Here is a 17,890-nt window from a genome sequence, read left to right on the forward strand (position 1 = left end):
TGCTATCTCCTCGGACGCGGAACCGGGAGGGTCAGCCCTTTTCGAGGAAGGCTTCCTTCTCCGGGTTCAGGTACAGCTCGATGGCGAGCGCGAGCCCGGGATAGTCGTGCAGATCGGGATCCGCCGGCACGATGTCCTGGGCATCGGCCCGGGCCTTCTCGATGACCTTGCCGTGCTGGGTGATCTTCAGGAAGCGCAGTGCCGAGCGGCCGCCCGACTGCGAGGCGCCGAGGATGTTCCCCTCGCGTCGGAGCTCGAGGTCCTTCTGGGAGAGCTCGAAGCCGTCGGTGGTGGAGGCGACGGCGGACAGGCGCTCGCGGCTCGGATGCTCGGGCTCGAGCTTCGTCACGAGGAGGCAGGTGCCCGCGTGCCCGCCGCGACCGATGCGGCCGCGCAGCTGGTGGAGCTGCGAGATGCCGAAGCGGTCGGCGTCCATGATGACCATGAGCGTGGCGTTGGGGACGTCGACGCCCACCTCGATGACGGTCGTGGCGATGAGGAGCTGCACGGTGCCGTCCGCGAAGCGCGCCATGACGTCCGCCTTGTCCTGGGGGTCCATCCGGCCGTGCAGCATGCCACTGGTGACGCCGTCGAGCTGCGGGACCGTCCCGAGGGACTCGAACAGCCCGACCACGCTGGTCAGCTCCTGCTGACCGCCGGCCTTCCGGTCCGCCACGGGTTCCCCGTAGAGCACCTCCGGTGCGTCCTCGTCGGCCCTGCCGTCGTCGCCGATCTTGGGGCACACCACGTACACCTGCCGGCCCGCGTCGATCTCCTCGCGTGCCCGGGACCAGATGCGGTTGATCCAGGCGGGGTGCTCGCTGAGGCCCACCTCGTGCGTGGCGATCGGCGAACGTCCGGCGGGCAGTTCCGACAGCGTGGAGGTCTCGAGGTCGCCGAACACCGTCATGGCGACCGTCCGCGGGATCGGGGTGGCCGTCATGACGAGCACGTGCGGGGAGGTACGGGCCTTGGTGCGCAGCGAGTCGCGCTGCTCCACGCCGAAGCGGTGCTGTTCGTCGACGACGATCAGCCCGAGGTCGAAGAACTCCACGTTGTCGGACAGCAGGGCGTGGGTGCCGATGACGATCCCGGCGTCACCGGAGGCCGCCTCGAGCAGCGACTTCTTCCGCTGCGCCGTGGACATGGAGCCGGTGAGCAGCACCACGCGGGTGCCGTCCAGCGCACCGCCGAGCATGCCGGCCTCGGCCAGCGGGCCGAGCGTCCGGGTGATGGACTGCAGGTGCTGCGCGGCGAGCACCTCGGTGGGCGCGAGCAGTGCGGCCTGGCCTCCGGCGTCGATGACCTGCAGCATGGCGCGCAGCGCCACGAGGGTCTTCCCGGACCCGACCTCCCCCTGGAGCAGGCGGTTCATGGGGTGGTCCCGTGCGAGATCCTCCGCGAGGGTCCGCCCCACGTCGAGCTGTCCCTGCGTCAGTGTGAAGGGCAGCCGCGCGTCGAACTGGTCGAGGAGCCCGCCCGCGCGCGGTGCGCGCGCCGTCGCCTCCTCCCGCGCGGCGAGTGCGCGCCGGCGCGCGAGGGCCGCCTGCAGCACGAACGCCTCCTGGTACCGCAGGCGGTGCTGCGCGCGGTAGGCGTCCTCGACCTGCTGCGGGCGGTGGACGAGTTCGTAGGCGGTGCCCAGGCTCATGAGCTTGTCCCGCCGGGCGATGGATGCCGGGACCGGGTCGTCGAGGTCGGAGAGCTGCAGGGTGTCGAGGACCGTCGCGACGGCTTTGGCGATCTTGTCGCTGTCCAGCTTCTCGACCGCAGGATAGACCGGGATGGGCCGGTTGACGTCGTCGGGGTCGTCCCCCTCGTCGAGCAGGGCGTAGCGCGGGTTGGTGAGGGACAGCCTGCCACGGTAGACGGTCACCTTCCCGGAGAACATCGCGCGTACGCCGGGTTTCAGGTCGCGTGCTGCGGCGAAGCCGTTGAAGTAGGTCAGGTTCATCCCGCCGAGCCCTCCGTCGGCGTCGTCGGTGATGGTGACCTCGAGCAGCATCCCCTTGCGCGTCTGCATCCTGCGGGAGTTGGCCGACTGCACCCGGGCGATCAGCGTCACTTCCTCGTCCACCGGGACCTCCGCGATGGGCGTCAGTTCCCCCCGCTTCAGATAGGTGCGCGGGAAGTGGTTGAGGAGCTCGCCGACCGTGGTGATGCCGAAGTACTTCGCCAGGTGCTTCGCCACCGGCCCGAGGCGCTTCTCGAGCGGGGCGTCGAGCTCCGAGGCGGTGGCCCGCGCCGTCTCAGGACTCACCGGCTCGCGTCTCCTACCGGCGGGGCGGCGAGCTGGGTCACCGTCACGTTGACGGGTGTTCCTGCCTCGTGGATGAGGGCGAGGGCGGGCGCCGGGTCCGGGACGTGCACGTGGACGCGCCAGCGGTAGCCGTCCTCGACCTCCGTGACGGCGCTCATGATGACGGAATCACCGATCTCGTCGAGGTGGAGGCGCAGGGTGGCGGCGTCGAGCGGGCTGAGGTTGATGGTGCACATGACCTCCACCCCTTCGGCGTCACCGCCGGCGTGGATGTGCGGCGCCTGGATGTCGTAGCCGTGGAGGCCGTCGAGCAGCTCGTCCTGCAGTTCCTCGCCCAGCGCGGCGGCCCGGAGTGCATCGAGGATCAGGAGGAAGCCCACGCCGCCGGCGTCGACCACCTTCGCGTCCGTGAGCGGGCCGAGCTGGCTCTCGGTGCGGACCACGGCCTGCAGGGACTGCTGGACGGATGCCCTGAGCGTGAGGGCCAGCGCCGAGTTGCTGTCGTCCCCCGCATGACCGGCCGCCGCCTCGGCCGCGCCGCGGGCGCTGGCCTCCAGGACGGAGAGCATGGTGCCGGGCACGGGGTCGCTGAGGGCGGACCAGCTGCGGATCTGCGCCCGGTGCAGCGCCGATGCCAGGAGCGTGCACGTGAGCCGCGTGACTCCGTGCAGCGGCTCGGCGAAGGCCGCCAGGAAGACGGCGAAGAGCGTCCCCGAGTTGCCGCGCGCATCCTCCATGGCGGCGCGGCCCGCAACGCTGAGCAGCTCCCCGAGGTCCGACGTCCCGGTGTCGTGCGCCGCCTGCGCCGCGGCGCGGACAGTCTGATAGAGGTTCGTGCCGGTGTCCCCGTCGGCGACGGGGAAGATGTTGATGGCGTTGAGGCGGTCGCTGTGGTTGCCGAGGGATTCTTCGGCCCTGCTCAGCCAACGCTTCATCGCAACAGCGTTGGCGGTGATCTTAGTCTGCAAAGTGATCCCATCCCCTGAGGACTGTCGCCCGTGACGCCAGTGTCACCAGCGGCGCGCCCGGCTCCACCGAGCCTACCGCAGTGAACCCGGGCGGGAGCAGGGCGTCGCGGGGGAAGCTCGCCAGCAGGCCGTGGTCCTCGCCGCCGCCGAGCACCCAGTCCAGCGGGGCGGCACCGAGCCGTGCGGCGGCGTCCTCCAGCGGTACGACATACGGCTGGAGCGCGACGGGGTCCAGGTCGAGGCGCACGTTGCTCGCCGCCGCGATCCGGCCGGCGTCGCGCAGCAGGCCGTCGGAGATGTCGAGCATGGCACTCGCCCCCGCGACGGCGGCGGCGGGGCCGGCGGCCAGCGGCGGTCGCGGGCGCAGCTGCGCCGCCACCAGCTCTGCCGCGGAGGGCCCGAACTCCTCGAGCGGGCGGCCGTCCTCGAGGAGGGCGAGGCCTGCGGCGGCCCGTCCGAGCGTTCCCGCGACGGCCAGGATGTGCCCCGGTGCCGCGCCGGAGCGCAGGACGGGCGCCCGTCCCGCCAGGGTCCCGGTGACCGCGGCGGTGACGACGAGCTGCGCTCCGCCCCCGAGGTCGCCGCCCACGACCGAGCAACCGGTGGCACCCAGCCCGTCGATGGCGGCTGCCAGCCCGCGCGCGCAGTCCTCCACCCAGGCGACACTCGTGTGCGGAGGGAGCGTCAGGCTCACGACCAGCGACGTCGCGGTGCCACCCATCGCGTTGATGTCGCTGAGGTTCTGGGCGGCGGACTTCCAGCCGACGTCGTAGCCGGTGGTCAGGAAGCCGTTGGGACGGAGCAGCCGGAAGTCGTGGTCCTCGACGAGGGTGTCCAGGGAGATCACGACGGACGCGCCCGCGGCGGCGAGCACGGCGGCATCGTCGCCCGGGCCGACGAGCACGCCCCGTGCGGCGCCGAGCAGGGGGAAGATCCTCGCGAGGAGCTCCCCCTCCGTCAGGCCGTCGACGGTCGGTCCGGCCGGCGCCGGGCGTTCAGCGAATCTGCTCATGGGCCTACCGTAGGGTGCGGGACCGACAAACCGTCACGGCCCGGCTCACGCCGTCAGTGCGGCGACGTACTCGGCGAGGCGTTCCGCCGCGGGCACCGGCACGAAGCCGGTGGCCTTCAGCTTCGCCAGGTCGAGCGCACTCTGCAGCGGGCGCGGCGCGGCGTCCTTGCCGGCGAAGTACTCGGCGGTGCTGACGCCGGTGACGTCGGCGCGGTCCCTGCCGCACAGCGCGTACACGTCCGCGGCGATCTCCGCCCAGCTCTGCGGTGCGCCGTCGTTGCTCACGTTGTACGTGCCGTAGGCGGCTCCGCTGCCGAGCAGGTGCAGGATCGCGCCGGCGATGTCCTCGGTGAAGGTGAGGCGGCCCACCTGGTCGTCCACGACGCTCGGGGAGATCCCGCGGCCTGCGAGGTTCGCCATCGTCCGGACGAAGTTGTTCCCCTCCCCGATCACCCAGCTGGTGCGCAGGATGTAGTGGCGCGGCACGGTGGCCACGATCGCGTCGCCAGCGGCCTTCGTCTGCCCGTACACGCCGAGCGGCGTGAACGGCTCGTCCTCGCCGTGCACGGGGCGCGATCCGTCGAAGACGTAGTCGCTGGAGATGTGCACGAGGGCCAGGCGGTGCGCGCTCGCCACCCGGGCGAGGGCCGCCACGCCGGCGACGTTGACGGCCCATGCGGCCGCGCGCCCGTCGGGTGTCTCCGCCGCGTCGACCGCCGTGTACGCGGCGGCGTTGATGATGGTGCCGTACGCCGACCACGGACGCGCGCCGTCGAGATCCCCGTCGAGGAGGTCGAGATCGGCACGGGAGGCGAATTCCACGGACGGGGAACCGGCGAGGGCGCCGCGGAGGGCCTTGCCGAGCTGGCCGTCGGCCCCCACCACGAGGGTCCGGCGTGGCGCCAGCGGCGTCACGTCCGCGAGGCGCGGGTGGTTCCGGTCCTTCTCGGAGAGCTCCGCATCGGCCAGCGGGATGGGCCAGGCGATGGCGGCCGTCTCGTCGGCGAGGTTGAGGAACACGTACTGGTCCTGCGCGTCGGCCGACCAGTGGTCGTTCACGAGGTAGGTGTAGGCGGTGCCGTCCTCGAGGGTCTGGAAGGCGTTGCCGACGCCCCGCGGGATGAAGATCGCGGTCGACGGGTCCAGTTCGGCCGTGAAGACGGCGCCGAAGGACGGTCCCTCCCGGAGGTCCACCCAGGCGCCGAAGACGCGTCCCGTGGCCACGGAGATGAACTTGTCCCAGGGTTCGGCGTGGATGCCGCGCGTGGTGCCGGCGGTCTCGTTGAAGGAGATGTTGTTCTGCACGGGACCGAAGTCGTCCAGCCCGGCCGCGGTCATCTTCGCGCGCTGCCAGTTCTCCTTGAACCAGCCCCGGTTGTCACCGTGGACGGGGAGGTCGAACAGGACGACGCCGGGAATGGGCGTCTCGCGGGCGGCGAGGGGCTTCGAGAAGGTGGGGCCCATGCGCTTACTGTCCCAGCTCGGTGTACTTGGACTCGGTGACGGCCTTCTGCGGGCGCCACCAGGCCTCGTTGGCCCGGTACCAGGCGATCGTGTCCCGCAGGCCCTGCTCGAAGTGGTCGAACTCGGGGGTCCAGCCGAGCTCGGTGCGCAGCTTGGTGGAGTCGATGGCGTAGCGGAGGTCGTGTCCGGCGCGGTCGACCACGTGGTCGTAGGCGTCGGCGGCCTGGCCCATCTCGCTGAGGATGAGTTCCACGACGTCCTTGTTGTTCCGCTCGCCGTCGGCGCCGACCAGGTAGGTCTGCCCGATCTCGCCCCTGTTGAGGATCGTCCACACGGCCGAGGAGTGGTCGTTGGCGTGGATCCAGTCGCGCACGTTCAGGCCCTCGCCGTAGAGCTTGGGGCGGACGCCGTCGATCACGTTGGTGATCTGGCGGGGGATGAACTTCTCGACGTGCTGGTAGGGGCCGTAGTTGTTGGAGCAGTTGCTGATGGTGGCCTGCACCCCGAAGGAGCGCACCCAGGCACGCACGAGGAGGTCCGAGCCCGCCTTGGTGGACGAGTAGGGGCTCGACGGGTTGTAGGGCGTGTTCTCGGTGAAGCGCTCCGGGTCGTCGAGTTCGAGATCGCCGTACACCTCGTCCGTGCTGATGTGGTGGAACCGCGTCCCGTAGCGCCGCGCCGCCTCGAGCAGCGTGTAGGTGCCGATGATGTTGGTGTCGAGGAACGGTCGCGGATCGTGCAGCGAGTTGTCGTTGTGCGACTCGGCGGCGAAGTGCACGACGGCGTCCGCCCGCCGGGTCAGCGGGTCCACGACGGCCGCGTCGGCGATGTCCCCAACCACCAGCTCCACACGCTCTGCCGGCAGGTCCTCGAGGGAGGCGTGGTTGCCCGCGTACGTCATCTTGTCCAGCACGGTGACGGTGACGTCCGTGTGCTCCATGAGGTAGTGGACGAAATTGGATCCGATAAAGCCGGCGCCGCCGGTGACGAGGAGATTCTTCACGTCCTGCACTTTACCGGCAGGCCGCGGCCCCGCCCGGTTCCCGGCCGCCGTCGGCCCGTCGCGCGGCCGCCGGCCGTCGTGCGGTCCTCGGGCCGTCGTCCGCCCGACCTCGTGGAACCGCGGCCGGGCGGACGCGGCGCGGGGCGCCGGTCAGGACTGGTGGCGGCCCCGTCGTCGTGCGGCGAGGACGGCGACGACGACGAGCGCGGCCGCCACGATCCCGCCGCCGATCCAGGCGATGGGCGCGAGGGCGGAGGTCCGCTCCTCCTCGGCGGCGACCGGCGTGCTCGTGGCCGACGACGTGGCGGAGCGGCTGGGACGCGGCGTCGCCGTGGCGCTCGGCGCCGCGGACGGAACGGCGGGCGCCGCGACGGGCACCTCCGACAGGACGGCGGAGGGTGCCGGGGCGGGGGCGGTCGCGGCGTCGGTCGGGGCATCGGTGGCCGTCGGCGTCGGGGCCGCCGTCGGTTCTCCGGCGCCGGGGGCCGGCGTCTCACCGGGGATGCCGACGACCTGGCCGGACGCCTCGTCGTAGCGGAGATTGGTGTATATGAGGGTGTCGGGGAACAGGAGGTGCCCCGTGCCCGGTTCGATCAGGTACCCGGTGCCGGGGTGCACCAGGAACCGGGTCCTGGCGTTGATCGCGAAGCCCGTGGCGGGGTCGACGCCGTCCGTCGCCGTGGGGTCGGTGACGCCCGGCGCGGGTTCGACGAAGGTCCCCGTCGGCTGCGGCTGCGGCTGCTGCTGCTGCTCGGCGACGGTCCTGCCCGGCAGGGTGTCGCCGACGACGGCCGGGGCGGGGACGGACCCTGCCCCCTCCACCGCGAGCGCGGGTGACGGTACGGCGAGCACCGCTCCTGCGAGCAGGGTGGCGGCTGCACCGCAGAGGATCCTGGTGGTGGCGGTCGTCGGGGTGCGGCGGTGTGGCGCGGTCATTCGTCCTCGGCTCGGGCTCTCACACCCGTGTGCTGCCTGAGAGCATCGACGGGTGCGGTGGGTGAGCGCAGCCCGGATTCGGCTGCGGCTCCTGAAGTGTACGGTCGGCACGCCACCGCTCCCCGCTCATCGGGGGTACCCGCTGCCCCGTGTCGCCCCCGCGCCCGGGCCACCTACTAGGGTGGGATCATGCCTGCCCTCCCCCGGTCCGCGACCCCCCTGGTGCTTCTCGCGCTCCTGGCCGGGCTCTCCGGATGTGCGTCCGTCGTGGACGTCGATCCCGCGCAGGATGCCGCGAACGCGGCCTGCGCCGACGTGATGATCGCCCTTCCGCCGTCAGTGGCCGAGAACGAACAGCGCGACACGAACAGCCAGGCCACCTCCGCCTGGGGGGATCCGTCCGCAGTGGTGCTGCGATGCGGTGTGGACGTCCCCGGCCCCACCACGGATCCGTGCGTGACGGTGAACGACGTCGACTGGGTGGTGCGGGAGGGCGACCCGGCCTGGACCGCCACCACCTACGGCCGCGATCCCGCCGTGGAGGTCCTCTTCGACCCAGACGAGGTCGCATCGAGCACGGTGCTCGTGGAACTCGGCGACGCCGTCGCGCGCGTCGAGCAGAGCCGGGCGTGCGTGGGCCTCGCCGACGCCACCCCCGCTCCGGGCGGCTGACGCAACCCCGTCGACGCCCCGGCCCGCCGGGCGGACGGTGATGGCACCCGGCACGTCCTGTGATCCACGCTGGGACGGGGAGGACACCGGATGCCGACCGGACAGTGCGTCCGACCCCCGATCCAGCACCACCCAACCGCCAGGAGGCACCGTGAAAGCCGAGCAAATCTCCGACGTCTGCACCTTCCACGGGGAGGGCCCCTACTGGGACCCGCGCCGCGGTGAGCTGCTGCTGGTGGACATGATGGAGGGCGATGTCCTGGTCCGCCACGACGACGGCACCTTCGACCGGCACGACGTGCACCCGCGGCTCGCCGGCGTGATCCGCGGCCGCTCGTCCGGCGGCTACGTGCTCGGCGTGGAGCGCGGCTTCGTGTTCGCGGACGATTCCTTCTCGATCCTCGAGCAGGGCCCGGAGGCGTTCGCCGACAGCAGCGTGCGCATGAACGACGGCGGCTGCGACACCGCGGGGCGGTTCCTCTGCGGATCGATGGGCTGGGAGGGCGGTTTCGGGGCCGGGACCCTCTACGCGCTGGGCCGGGACCTGGAGGTCTCCACCCTGCTGACCGGCATCACCGTCTCGAACGGCCTGCACTTCTCCCCCGCCGGTGACACCGCGTTCTTCGCCGACACCCCCACGGGCCGGATCGACGCGCTGGGCTACGACGTCGCCGCCGGCCGGTTCACGGACCGCCGCACGTTCGCCCTCGTCGAGCAGGCGCTCGGCATGCCCGACGGCCTCGCCATCGACGAGGAGGGAGGCATCTGGGCCGCACTGTACGGGGGCGGGGCCATCGCGCGTTTCGACGCCTCGGGCAGGCTCTCCGAGCACATCACCCTGCCCGTGACGAACGTGACGGCGTGCGCGTTCGGCGGACCGGACCTGAGGACCCTCTTCGTGACGACGACGCAGGAGAACATCCCCGAGGGGTCCGAACCGCAGGCCGGCGCGCTCTTCGCCGTCGAGCCGGGCGTGGCGGGCGCACCGCTGCCGATGTTCGAGGGCTGATCATCGAGGCCTGATCAGCCTCGACGCGGGAGGCCCTTCCACGGACGCGTGGTGCCGACCGTCCGTGGAAGGGCCCCGGGAGACCGTCGCCGCGATGCGGCGGCGTCGTCAGAGGATCGGCTGCCCGCCGGTGACGGCGATGCGGGCGCCGGAGACGTAGCTCGCCTCGTCGGAGGCGAGCAGCACGTACACCGGCGCGAGCTCGGCGGGCTGGCCGGCGCGCTGCAGGGGCACCTGCTGGCCGAAGCTCTGCACCTGCTCCTCGGGCATGGTGGCGGGGATGAGCGGTGTCCAGATGGGCCCGGGGGCCACGGAGTTGACGCGGATCCCGCGTTCGGCGAGGAGCTGGGCCATGGACGCCGCCATGTTGGCGATCCCCGCCTTCGTCGCCGAATAGGGCATCAGCGTGGGGACCGGGTTGTCCGAGTTCACCGAACTCGAGCCGATGATCGAGCCCCCCGGTCCCATGTGCGGCAGGACCGCCTTCGTCAGGTGGAAGAACGCGCTGAGGTTGGTGGCGAGTGTGTGGTCCCACTCCTCGTCGGGGATCTCCTCGATGGTCTCGTGCGTCATCTGGAAGGCGGCGTTGCTGACGAGGACGTCGACCCTGCCGAACTCCTCCACCGCCTTGTCGATCACGGCGCGGCAGGTCGCCGGGTCCGCGAGGTCGCCCGGGAACAGGACGGCCTGCCGTCCGGCCTCCTCCACCCAGCGCGCCGTCTCCCGGGCGTCGTCGTCCTCGTCCAGGTAGCTGATGAGGACGTCGGCCCCCTCGCGGGCGTACGCGATCGCGACGGCGCGGCCGATGCCGCTGTCACCGCCCGTGATGACCGCCTTCTTGCCGGTCAGTCGGCCGCTTCCGCGGTAGGACTCCTCGCCGTGGTCGGGAGCCGGGTCCATGGCCTCGGTGGTGCCGGGCGGGTCCTGCTGCTGGGCTGGCTGGCTCACTGTTCCTCCTGGTGTCTACGGGCAGTCGTGCCCGTGGGTTCCTTGCCCTCTCACCGTAAGCACCCTTAGTAATTGGAGGGAAGCGGATGACCGGTCCGGAAACCGTTTGCGTGAGGAGGATCCGCCGTCCATGCGGTACGCAGCCGAATACGTCCTGCCGCTGAGGTGCGCCGAGGCGGGGCCCGCCGAGGACCTGGCGCGCTATCTGCGGGATCTCGTCCGGTGGGTCGATGTCACGGTGGTGGACGGTTCCGCGGACCCGTTGTTCGCGGTCCATGCGGCCGTGTTCCCGCGGGAGGTCCGCCACCTGCGCCCCGACCCCGGGCTGGTGCGCCGCGGCGGCAACGGGAAGGTGCAGGGCGTCCTGACCGGCCTCGCCGCCGCACGGCACGAGGCCGTCGTGATCGCCGACGACGACGTCCGGTACGGGCCCAGCGAGCTGGAGCGCGTCCTGGGGCTCCTCGCGGACGCGGATCTGGTGCGGCCCCAGAACTACTTCGCGCATCCGCCCTGGCACGCCCGCTGGGACACCGGGCGGACCCTTCTCAACAGGGCGTTCTCCTCCGACTTCCCCGGCACGCTCGGCGTCCGGAGGAGCACCGTCCTCGCGGCGGGCGGCTACTGCGCCGACGCCCTCTTCGAGAACCTCGAACTGATCCGCACGGTGCGCGCTGCCGGCGGGGTCGAGGTCCGCGCCGACGATCTCTTCGTGGCCCGGATCCCCTGCTCGTCGCGGCACTTCCTGCGGCAGCGCGTGCGCCAGGCCTACGACAGCTTCGCCCAGCCGGGGCGCCTCGCCGTGGAGTTGGGCCTGCTCCCCGCGATCCTCCTCGCCCGACGGTCGGGCGCCCGGCTCGCGGTGGCGGGCGTCGCCGTCGTCGCCCTCGCCGAGCTGGGCCGCCGACGGCGCGGAGGGCGCGGCGTCTTCCACCCCACCGCGGCACTGTGGGCACCCGCGTGGGTCCTCGAACGCTCCGTGTGCAGCTGGCTCGCCGTGGCCAGCAGGACACGCGGCGGCGTGCGCTACGCCGGCGGGAGGATGCGCCTCGCCGCGCACTCGGAACGACACCTGCGACGCCGCCTGGCCGTCCGCCCTGCGGAGCTGTCAGTGACAGTAAGTACACTGATGGCTTCAGCCGGTTACGACGAAGGGGAACACGCATGGCAGACACACTGGGAAGCCCGAACTCCGAGCCCGAGGGCGGATTCGAGCGGGATCCTTCGGACTGGGTCACCGGCGACGAGCCCATGACCGCAGCCCAGCGGAGCTACCTGGACACCCTCGCCCGCGAGGCCGGCGAGGAGATCCCCGCGGACATCAACAAGGCCGAGGCATCCGAGCACATCGATCGGCTGCAGGGCAAGAGCAAGCGGCTCACCGAGGACTCCTGACCCCTCGCTGTGCCGGAATCCCACCGTCCGGGCCGGAAGGCCCTGGCCGGTGGGATTGCTGCGTCCGGGCCCCGGAACGTCGGGGCGGAACGCGGCAGGTCAGCGTGTCGCCGCGAAGTTGAACTCGGTGCAGATGTCCAGGCCGAACACGAAGCGGCGCACGGGCGCGGTCCGGGCCTCGGCCAGCACGTCGGAGCCGGAGAAGCGGATCCCGGAGACGCCGTCACCGACGAGCACCGGAGCCGTCGTGAGATACAGCCGGTCCAGCACACCGGCCTCGAGGAACCGCGACACCGTGTTGCCGCCCCCTTCCACGAGCACCTTCTCAAGGCCCCGCGCCTGCAGGATGTCCAGGACGCGGCGCGGCGCGAAATCCTCCGCCGGCAGCCGCACCACCTCGACGGACGCGGGCAGCCCGTCCGGCACGATCGCGTCGCCGGACACGATCCACAGCGTCGGCACGCCGTCGTCGGCCAGGACCCTGGCGGCGACGCCGACCCTCGCCGCGGCGTCGAGCACCACGCGTACGGGGCTGCGTCCGGGCACGTCCTCGACCGCGAGCGAGCAGTCCTCGGCCAGCACGGTGGAGGCGCCGACGACGACGGCGTCCACCAGCGCCCGCAGCCGCTGCAGGTGTCCGTGGTCCCCGCGATCCTCGTGCAGGCCGGCATCACCGGATCGTGACGCGATGAAGCCGTCCAGGCTCTGGCGCAGCTGCCCGACGACGAGTGGCCCCGAGGCCTGCGCGAGGTAGCCGTACCGGTGGGTCAGCTCTTCGGCCTCCCCCGGTGCCGGAGCCGCGGGTGCCACGCCCTCGAGCAGGGACTCCCACGCGTCCGCCACGGGTGGGGCGTCGTGCCGCATGCGCTCACGTTTGGTCGCGAGGTAGCCGGCGTTCTCGGCGCGGTCCGGCACGGGCAGGTTCCGGCGCTCGACGACGGCGATGCCGAGATCCTCCAGGGCCTCCTCCTTCGCGGGGTTGCCCGAGAGCAGCCGGACCGCGCCGATGCCGAGGTCCTGCAGGATCTCGGCCGCCTGGTCGTAGCGGCGGGCGTCGACCGGGAGACCCAGCGCCGTGTTCGCGTCCACCGTGTCCACGCCCTGGTCCTGCAGTGCGTACGCCTTGAGCTTGGCGAGCAGGCCGATCCCGCGGCCCTCGTGACCGCGGACGTAGACCACCACACCCCGGCCCTCCTCGGCGATGGCGGCGAGCGCCGCCTCGAGCTGCTCGCCGCAGTCGCAGCGCCGGGACCCGAAGGCGTCGCCCGTGAGGCACTCGCTGTGGACCCGGACCAGGGGCGCGCCCGTGGTCCGGCCGTCGGCATCGTCGGCGATCCCCTGGGCCAGGGCCACGTGCTCCGTGCCCCCGCTGTCCCGGTAGCCGATCATCCGGAAGGTCCCGTGCCGGGTCGGCAGGACGGTCTCCGCGACCCTCTCGACGGTGGCCGGTACGGCGGAGGAGTCGAACTGGGTGGACTGGATGGACATGCATCAACCTTAGGAGCGGGCCGGGCCGACGCGAAAAACCGCGTCCTAGGACCCAACAGGGCAGGGCAGCCGTTTATTGCGTCCGACTCCCCGAACGGTGACCACCCGGTGGTCCCCGTCCCGCGGCGGGCTGCTACGGCGAGGGCGGGTGCCGGACATCGGCCGCTGCGCGTCCCAGGACCTCGCGGACGGCCAGCACGGCGGGCCGCTGTGCACCGGCGCGGCGAGCGGAGGTGAAGACGGAGCGCCGCGGACTCTCCTCGAGGTCGAGCAGCTGCACGGGGACACTCCGGCCGGTCCACACGAGATCGGGCATGAGGGCGACGGCGTTGCCCGATTCGATCAGGCGGATCTGGGCCTGCAGGTCCGCCGTCTCGTAGCGGACGTCCGGTTCGAACCCCGCGCGTCGGCACGCCTGCTCCGCCCAGTGGCGGGACGCCGCACCCCTGGGCTCCATGACCCACGCCGCTCCCGCCGCGTCGGCGACAGTGCCGATACCCGTGTGGGGCCCCAGGAGCGGGACGGCGAGGCGGATGGCGTCCTCGGTCAGCGGCATATGGTCCAGCTCGGGGTGGCGCGGGGCCGCATGCCCCGGATACTGCTCGGCGATGACGAGGTCGAAGTCGCGGGCGAACGTCTCGTACAGCGCGGTCTCCGGTTCGCGCTGCACCATCTCCACGCGCACCTCGGGATAGTCGCGGGTCATGGCCGTCAGGGCGCCGGGCATGAGCGCCAGCGCGGCCGACTGGAAGACCGCCACGCGGACGGTGCCGGACACCGTGGTCAGCGACGCGGCGAGATCGGACTCGGCGCGCTCGAGGGTCTCGAGCAGTTCGGCGGTGTGGGCGACAAGCACTTCCGCCTGTGCCGTGAGGACCACGCGGCGACCCGCTCGGCGCAGCAGTTCAACGCCCACCTCCTTCTCGAGCAGGGCCAGCTGCTGCGAGACGGAGGACGGGCTGTAGCTGAGGGCTTCCGCGACCTCCGCGAGCGTGCCGCGGATCTTCAGTTCGCGGAGTAACCGCAGCCTGCGCAGGTCGAGCATGGCGCCTCCGGCCTCGATGACGATTCGGATCCACTGATGGGTACCGTTCGGTAATCATCACTTTCGCTAATCGTACGGCGGGCCGATACTGGGAGGAAATAGCTGCGACGGTGCAAGCCGTCCGATCGAAAGCCGTTGCCATGACAACCCAGATCCCCCTCGAGGGCGTCGCCGCCACCGCGGCACCCCTGAAGGCGTCCAGCACCCTCGACCAGGGGCACGACGCCGCATCCTCCCGTTTCTCCGCCGCTCCCGGCAGCACCACCGACATCCCGGCGGGCCTCCCGGACGCAGCGATCGCCCTCGTGCGCCGGTGGCTTACCGAGGCCTCGAAAGTGCCGGTGGATTCCTCCGCGCAGCAGCTCGCCGGGGTCCTCAAGGACCCTGACGGGCTCGCCTTCACCGTCGGCTTCGTGGACGGCGTGATCCGCCCGGAGGACCTCTCCGTGGCCGCACGCAACCTCGCCGCCATCGCCCCGAAGGTGCCGGCGTTCCTCCCCTGGTACATGCGCTCGGCCGTTCGGGTGGGCGCCGCCGTCGCGCCTGTCCTCCCGCAGGTCGTCATCCCGGTCGCCCGCCGTGTGCTGCGGGAGATGGTGGGGCACCTCATCATCGACGCCTCCGACGCGCGGCTCGGCCGGTCGATCGGCAGGATCCGGCGCGAGGGGATCCGCCTCAACGTCAACCTCCTCGGCGAGGCGGTCCTCGGCGACCACGAGGCCGAACGCCGCCTGGAAGGCACGGTGCGCCTCCTCGAGCGGCCGGATGTCGACTACGTGTCCATCAAGGTGTCCTCCACCGTGGCCCCGCACCCCGCCTGGGCCTTCCAGGAGGCCGTGCAGCACGTCGCCGAGAAGCTCGCCCCGCTGTACGCGCTCGCCGCCCGGTCGGAGAAGCCCAAGTTCATCAACCTGGACATGGAGGAGTACAAGGACCTCGACCTCACGATCGCGGTCTTCATGGAGATCCTCGGCCGTCCCGAGTTCAGGGACCTGGAGGCCGGCATCGTCCTCCAGGCCTACCTCCCCGACTCCCTCGCCGCCATGATCCGCCTGCAGGAGTGGGCCGCGGCCCGCCGCGCCGCCGGGGGTGCGGCCATCAAGGTCCGCGTGGTCAAGGGCGCCAACCTGCCGATGGAGCAGGTCGAGGCATCCCTCCACGACTGGCCGGTGGCCACCTGGGGGTCGAAGCAGGACTCGGACACGCACTACAAGCGCGTGCTCAACTACGCCCTGCAGCCCGGGCGCGTCGACAACGTGCGCGTCGGCGTCGCCGGGCACAACCTGTTCGACCTCGCCTTCGCCTGGCTGCTCGCCGGCGAGCGCGGTGTACGCTCCGGCATCGAGTTCGAGATGCTCCTCGGCATGGCGCAGGGCCAGGCGGAGGCCGTCCGGCGCGACGTCGGGTCCCTCCTCCTCTACACGCCCGTGGTGCACCCGAGCGAGTTCGACGTCGCCATCGCCTACCTGATCCGACGCCTGGAGGAGGGAGCGAGCCAGGACAACTTCATGTCCGCCGTGTTCGAGCTCTCCGACAACGAGGTGCTCTTCGAACGCGAGAAGAACCGGTTCCTCGCCTCCCTGGCGGAGCTGGACACCTCGATCCCCGGGCCGAACCGCCGGCAGGACCGCACCGTCCCCGCCCCGCCGCACCCGGGCACGGGCTTCACGAACACCGCCGACACCGACCCCTCGCTGCCGGCCAACCGGTCGTGGGGCCGGGCGATCCTCGACCGCGTCCCCTCCTCCCAGCTGGGCAAGGACCTCGTCGCCGCGACCACCCTGACCCGCGCCGGCGAGCTCGAGGACACGATCGCCGGCGCCGTCTCCGCGTCCGCCGCCTGGGGCTCCCTCAGCGGCGCCGAGCGCGCCGTGATCCTGCACCGTGCGGGCGACGCCCTGGAGGCACGCCGCGCGGAGCTCATGGAGGTCATGGCCGCCGAGACCGGCAAGACGCTGGACCAGGCGGACCCGGAGATCTCCGAGGCGGTGGACTTCGCCCACTACTACGCCGAGCGTGCCCGTGAGCTCGACGACGTCGACGGCGCCGTGTTCTCCCCCGTCCGGCTCACAGTGGTGACGCCACCGTGGAACTTCCCCGTCGCGATCCCCGCCGGATCGACCCTGGCGGCGCTCGCCGCCGGTTCGTCCGTGATCATCAAGCCGGCCTCGCAGGCCCGGCGCTCCGGCTCCGTCATGATCGACGCGCTGTGGGCCGCGGGCGTCCCCCGCGAGGTGCTCCGCCTCGTGCAGGTCGACGAACGGGATCTCGGGCGCCAGCTCATCGCCGATCCGCGCGTGGACCGGGTGATCCTGACCGGCGGCTACGAGACCGCCGAGCTGTTCCGCTCGTTCCGTACCGACCTGCCGCTGCTCGCCGAGACGTCCGGCAAGAACGCCATCATCGTCACGCCCAGCGCGGACCTGGACCTCGCCGCGCGGGACGTCGCGCAGTCGGCCTTCGGCCACGCCGGCCAGAAGTGCTCGGCCGCGTCCCTCGTGATCCTCGTGGGGAGTGCGGCGACGTCGCAGCGGTTCCGCAACCAGCTGCTCGACGCCGTCGCCTCCCTCTCCGTGGGCTACCCGGAGGACCCCACCACGCAGATGGGCCCGGTGATCGAACCCGCCGCCGGCAAGCTGCTGGACGGCCTGACGACCCTCGGCGACGGTGAGTCCTGGCTCGTCGAACCCCGGCGGCTCGACGATTCCGGCCGCCTGTGGAGCCCGGGCATCCGGGTCGGCGTGAAGCGCGGCGCCACCTATCACCTCACCGAGTACTTCGGACCGATCCTGGGTGTGATGACCGCCGCGACCCTCGAGGAGGCGATCGCGCTGCAGAACGACATCGACTACGGCCTCACCTCCGGCATCCACTCGCTCGACAGCCGGGAGATCGCCACCTGGATCGACGGTGTGCAGGCGGGCAACCTCTACATCAACCGCGGCATCACCGGAGCGATCGTCCAGCGCCAGCCCTTCGGCGGCTGGAAGAAGTCGGCCGTGGGTGCCGGGACCAAGGCCGGCGGCCCCAACTACCTCGTGGGCCTCGGAACGTGGTCGCCCAGGGAGGCCACGGCATCCGGCGCCGCCCTGCCCGCCGTCGCGCCGCTGCTGTCGGCGGCCGGGTCGGCCGGCCTGTCCGACGCGGACGTGGCACGCCTCACCCGGGCCGCGGCCTCGGACGCCGCAGCATGGAACGGCGAGTTCGGCCGGGTCCGGGACGTCTCGGCCCTCTCCGCCGAGCGGAACCTCTTCCGCTACCTCCCCCACCCGGTGACGGTGCGCCTCGCGGAGGGCGCTCCCCTGGCGGATCTCGTCCGCGTGCTGCTCGCAGCGGCCGCGACCGGCGCTCAGGTGGCCGTCTCGTCCGCCGCCGGCCTCCCGGCAGCGCTGCGGTCCGCCCTGCCGGAGCAGATCGGGGGCGTCACCGTCGAGGACGACGCCGCCTGGCTGGCCCGCGCGGCGACGCTCCCGCTCCGGCGCGTGCGGCTCATCGGCGGCGGCGCATCAGCGCTCGCCGCGGTGACCGGCGGCCGGCCCGATCTCGCGGTGTATGCGCAGCCCGTCACGGAGTCGGGGCGCATCGAGCTGCTGCCGTTCCTGCAGGAGCAGGCCATCAGCATCACCGCCCACCGCTTCGGGACGCCCAACGGCCTGACCGACGGCCTGATCTAGGGGTGGAACCGGCGCGGCG

Annotated in this window: 14 protein-coding genes; 5 read left to right on the plus strand and 9 right to left on the minus strand. The window is 72.1% G+C overall.

Going from position 1 to position 17,890, the window contains the following annotated elements:
• Positions 1–31: 31 nt before the first annotated feature.
• The 6 genes from QFZ50_RS08560 to QFZ50_RS08585 all read right to left on the minus strand — a co-directional run bounded on the left by QFZ50_RS08560 (position 32) and on the right by QFZ50_RS08585 (position 7,643).
• Positions 32–2,260, minus strand: coding sequence for an ATP-dependent DNA helicase RecG (locus QFZ50_RS08560; RefSeq protein WP_307083382.1), 2,229 nt, complete (start codon positions 2,258–2,260; stop codon positions 32–34).
• Positions 2,257–3,195 (minus strand): DAK2 domain-containing protein, encoded by a 939-nt coding sequence (locus QFZ50_RS08565; RefSeq protein WP_307083384.1) that lies wholly within the window; start codon positions 3,193–3,195, stop codon positions 2,257–2,259. Before QFZ50_RS08565 ends, QFZ50_RS08560 begins: the two co-directional genes overlap by 4 nt.
• A 22-nt stretch (positions 3,196–3,217) precedes the next feature.
• On the minus strand, positions 3,218–4,240 hold the full coding sequence (gene thiL, locus QFZ50_RS08570; protein WP_307083387.1) for a thiamine-phosphate kinase: 1,023 nt from the start codon (positions 4,238–4,240) through the stop codon (positions 3,218–3,220).
• Between the two features lie 45 nt (positions 4,241–4,285).
• Positions 4,286–5,704, minus strand: coding sequence for a bifunctional dTDP-4-dehydrorhamnose 3,5-epimerase family protein/NAD(P)-dependent oxidoreductase (locus QFZ50_RS08575; RefSeq protein ID WP_307083390.1), 1,419 nt, complete (start codon positions 5,702–5,704; stop codon positions 4,286–4,288).
• 4 nt (positions 5,705–5,708) lie between these two features.
• A complete protein-coding gene (gene rfbB, locus QFZ50_RS08580; RefSeq protein ID WP_307083392.1) occupies positions 5,709–6,707 on the minus strand; it encodes a dTDP-glucose 4,6-dehydratase in 999 nt (332 codons plus the stop codon).
• Positions 6,708–6,857: 150 nt separating this feature from the next.
• The gene (locus QFZ50_RS08585) at positions 6,858–7,643 is read right to left on the minus strand and encodes a hypothetical protein (RefSeq protein WP_307083393.1); all 786 of its coding nucleotides are present in this window, start codon (positions 7,641–7,643) and stop codon (positions 6,858–6,860) included.
• 189 nt (positions 7,644–7,832) lie between these two features.
• Between QFZ50_RS08585 and QFZ50_RS08590 the strand changes: the two genes are divergently transcribed.
• A complete protein-coding gene (locus QFZ50_RS08590; RefSeq protein WP_307083394.1) occupies positions 7,833–8,315 on the plus strand; it encodes a DUF3515 family protein in 483 nt (160 codons plus the stop codon).
• Between the two features lie 151 nt (positions 8,316–8,466).
• Entirely contained in the window at positions 8,467–9,324 is an 858-nt protein-coding gene (locus QFZ50_RS08595) for an SMP-30/gluconolactonase/LRE family protein (protein WP_307083395.1), read from the plus strand.
• A gap of 108 nt (positions 9,325–9,432) precedes the next feature.
• Here QFZ50_RS08595 and QFZ50_RS08600 read toward each other — a convergent pair whose 3' ends face one another.
• The gene (locus tag QFZ50_RS08600; RefSeq protein WP_307083397.1) at positions 9,433–10,272 is read right to left on the minus strand and encodes an SDR family oxidoreductase; all 840 of its coding nucleotides are present in this window, start codon (positions 10,270–10,272) and stop codon (positions 9,433–9,435) included.
• A gap of 130 nt (positions 10,273–10,402) precedes the next feature.
• On the opposite strand from QFZ50_RS08600, the gene QFZ50_RS08605 reads away from it, so the two are divergent.
• Positions 10,403–11,524: a glycosyltransferase gene (locus QFZ50_RS08605; protein WP_307083398.1), complete on the plus strand. Its 1,122-nt coding sequence runs from the start codon at positions 10,403–10,405 to the stop codon at positions 11,522–11,524.
• Positions 11,521–11,664, plus strand: a complete 144-nt coding sequence (locus QFZ50_RS18235; RefSeq protein ID WP_373462256.1) for a DUF3072 domain-containing protein — start codon at positions 11,521–11,523, stop codon at positions 11,662–11,664. Before QFZ50_RS08605 ends, QFZ50_RS18235 begins: the two co-directional genes overlap by 4 nt.
• A 99-nt stretch (positions 11,665–11,763) precedes the next feature.
• Here QFZ50_RS18235 and ribA read toward each other — a convergent pair whose 3' ends face one another.
• Together ribA and QFZ50_RS08620 are read right to left on the minus strand one after the other, a co-directional pair.
• Positions 11,764–13,152, minus strand: coding sequence for a GTP cyclohydrolase II (gene ribA / locus QFZ50_RS08615; RefSeq protein WP_307083402.1), 1,389 nt, complete (start codon positions 13,150–13,152; stop codon positions 11,764–11,766).
• Between the two features lie 133 nt (positions 13,153–13,285).
• Positions 13,286–14,197 carry a LysR substrate-binding domain-containing protein gene (locus QFZ50_RS08620; protein ID WP_307083404.1) on the minus strand — a complete coding sequence of 304 codons (912 nt, stop codon included), beginning with the start codon at positions 14,195–14,197 and terminating at the stop codon, positions 13,286–13,288.
• Positions 14,198–14,337: 140 nt separating this feature from the next.
• Here QFZ50_RS08620 and QFZ50_RS08625 point away from each other — a divergent pair, with 140 nt between their 5' ends.
• The gene (locus tag QFZ50_RS08625; protein WP_307083406.1) at positions 14,338–17,871 is read left to right on the plus strand and encodes a bifunctional proline dehydrogenase/L-glutamate gamma-semialdehyde dehydrogenase; all 3,534 of its coding nucleotides are present in this window, start codon (positions 14,338–14,340) and stop codon (positions 17,869–17,871) included.
• Positions 17,872–17,890 lie beyond the last annotated feature (19 nt).

Source organism: Arthrobacter agilis (assembly GCF_030816075.1).
Classification (GTDB): Bacteria; Actinomycetota; Actinomycetes; order Actinomycetales; family Micrococcaceae; genus Arthrobacter_D; species Arthrobacter_D agilis_E.

What these genes read in the sequence shown, in the direction of transcription:
- QFZ50_RS08575 (WP_307083390.1), bottom strand. Translation starts at nt 5,704, where the DNA reads ATGGGCCCCACCTTCTCGAAGCCCCTCGCCGCCCGCGAGACGCCCATT.
- QFZ50_RS18235 (WP_373462256.1), top strand. Translation starts at nt 11,521, where the DNA reads ATGACCGCAGCCCAGCGGAGCTACCTGGACACCCTCGCCCGCGAGGCC.
- QFZ50_RS08625 (WP_307083406.1), top strand. Translation starts at nt 14,338, where the DNA reads ATGACAACCCAGATCCCCCTCGAGGGCGTCGCCGCCACCGCGGCACCC.
- QFZ50_RS08620 (WP_307083404.1), bottom strand. Translation starts at nt 14,197, where the DNA reads ATGCTCGACCTGCGCAGGCTGCGGTTACTCCGCGAACTGAAGATCCGC.
- QFZ50_RS08585 (WP_307083393.1), bottom strand. Translation starts at nt 7,643, where the DNA reads ATGACCGCGCCACACCGCCGCACCCCGACGACCGCCACCACCAGGATC.
- ribA (WP_307083402.1), bottom strand. Translation starts at nt 13,152, where the DNA reads ATGTCCATCCAGTCCACCCAGTTCGACTCCTCCGCCGTACCGGCCACC.
- thiL (WP_307083387.1), bottom strand. Translation starts at nt 4,240, where the DNA reads ATGAGCAGATTCGCTGAACGCCCGGCGCCGGCCGGACCGACCGTCGAC.
- QFZ50_RS08605 (WP_307083398.1), top strand. Translation starts at nt 10,403, where the DNA reads ATGCGGTACGCAGCCGAATACGTCCTGCCGCTGAGGTGCGCCGAGGCG.
- QFZ50_RS08565 (WP_307083384.1), bottom strand. Translation starts at nt 3,195, where the DNA reads ATGAAGCGTTGGCTGAGCAGGGCCGAAGAATCCCTCGGCAACCACAGC.
- QFZ50_RS08590 (WP_307083394.1), top strand. Translation starts at nt 7,833, where the DNA reads ATGCCTGCCCTCCCCCGGTCCGCGACCCCCCTGGTGCTTCTCGCGCTC.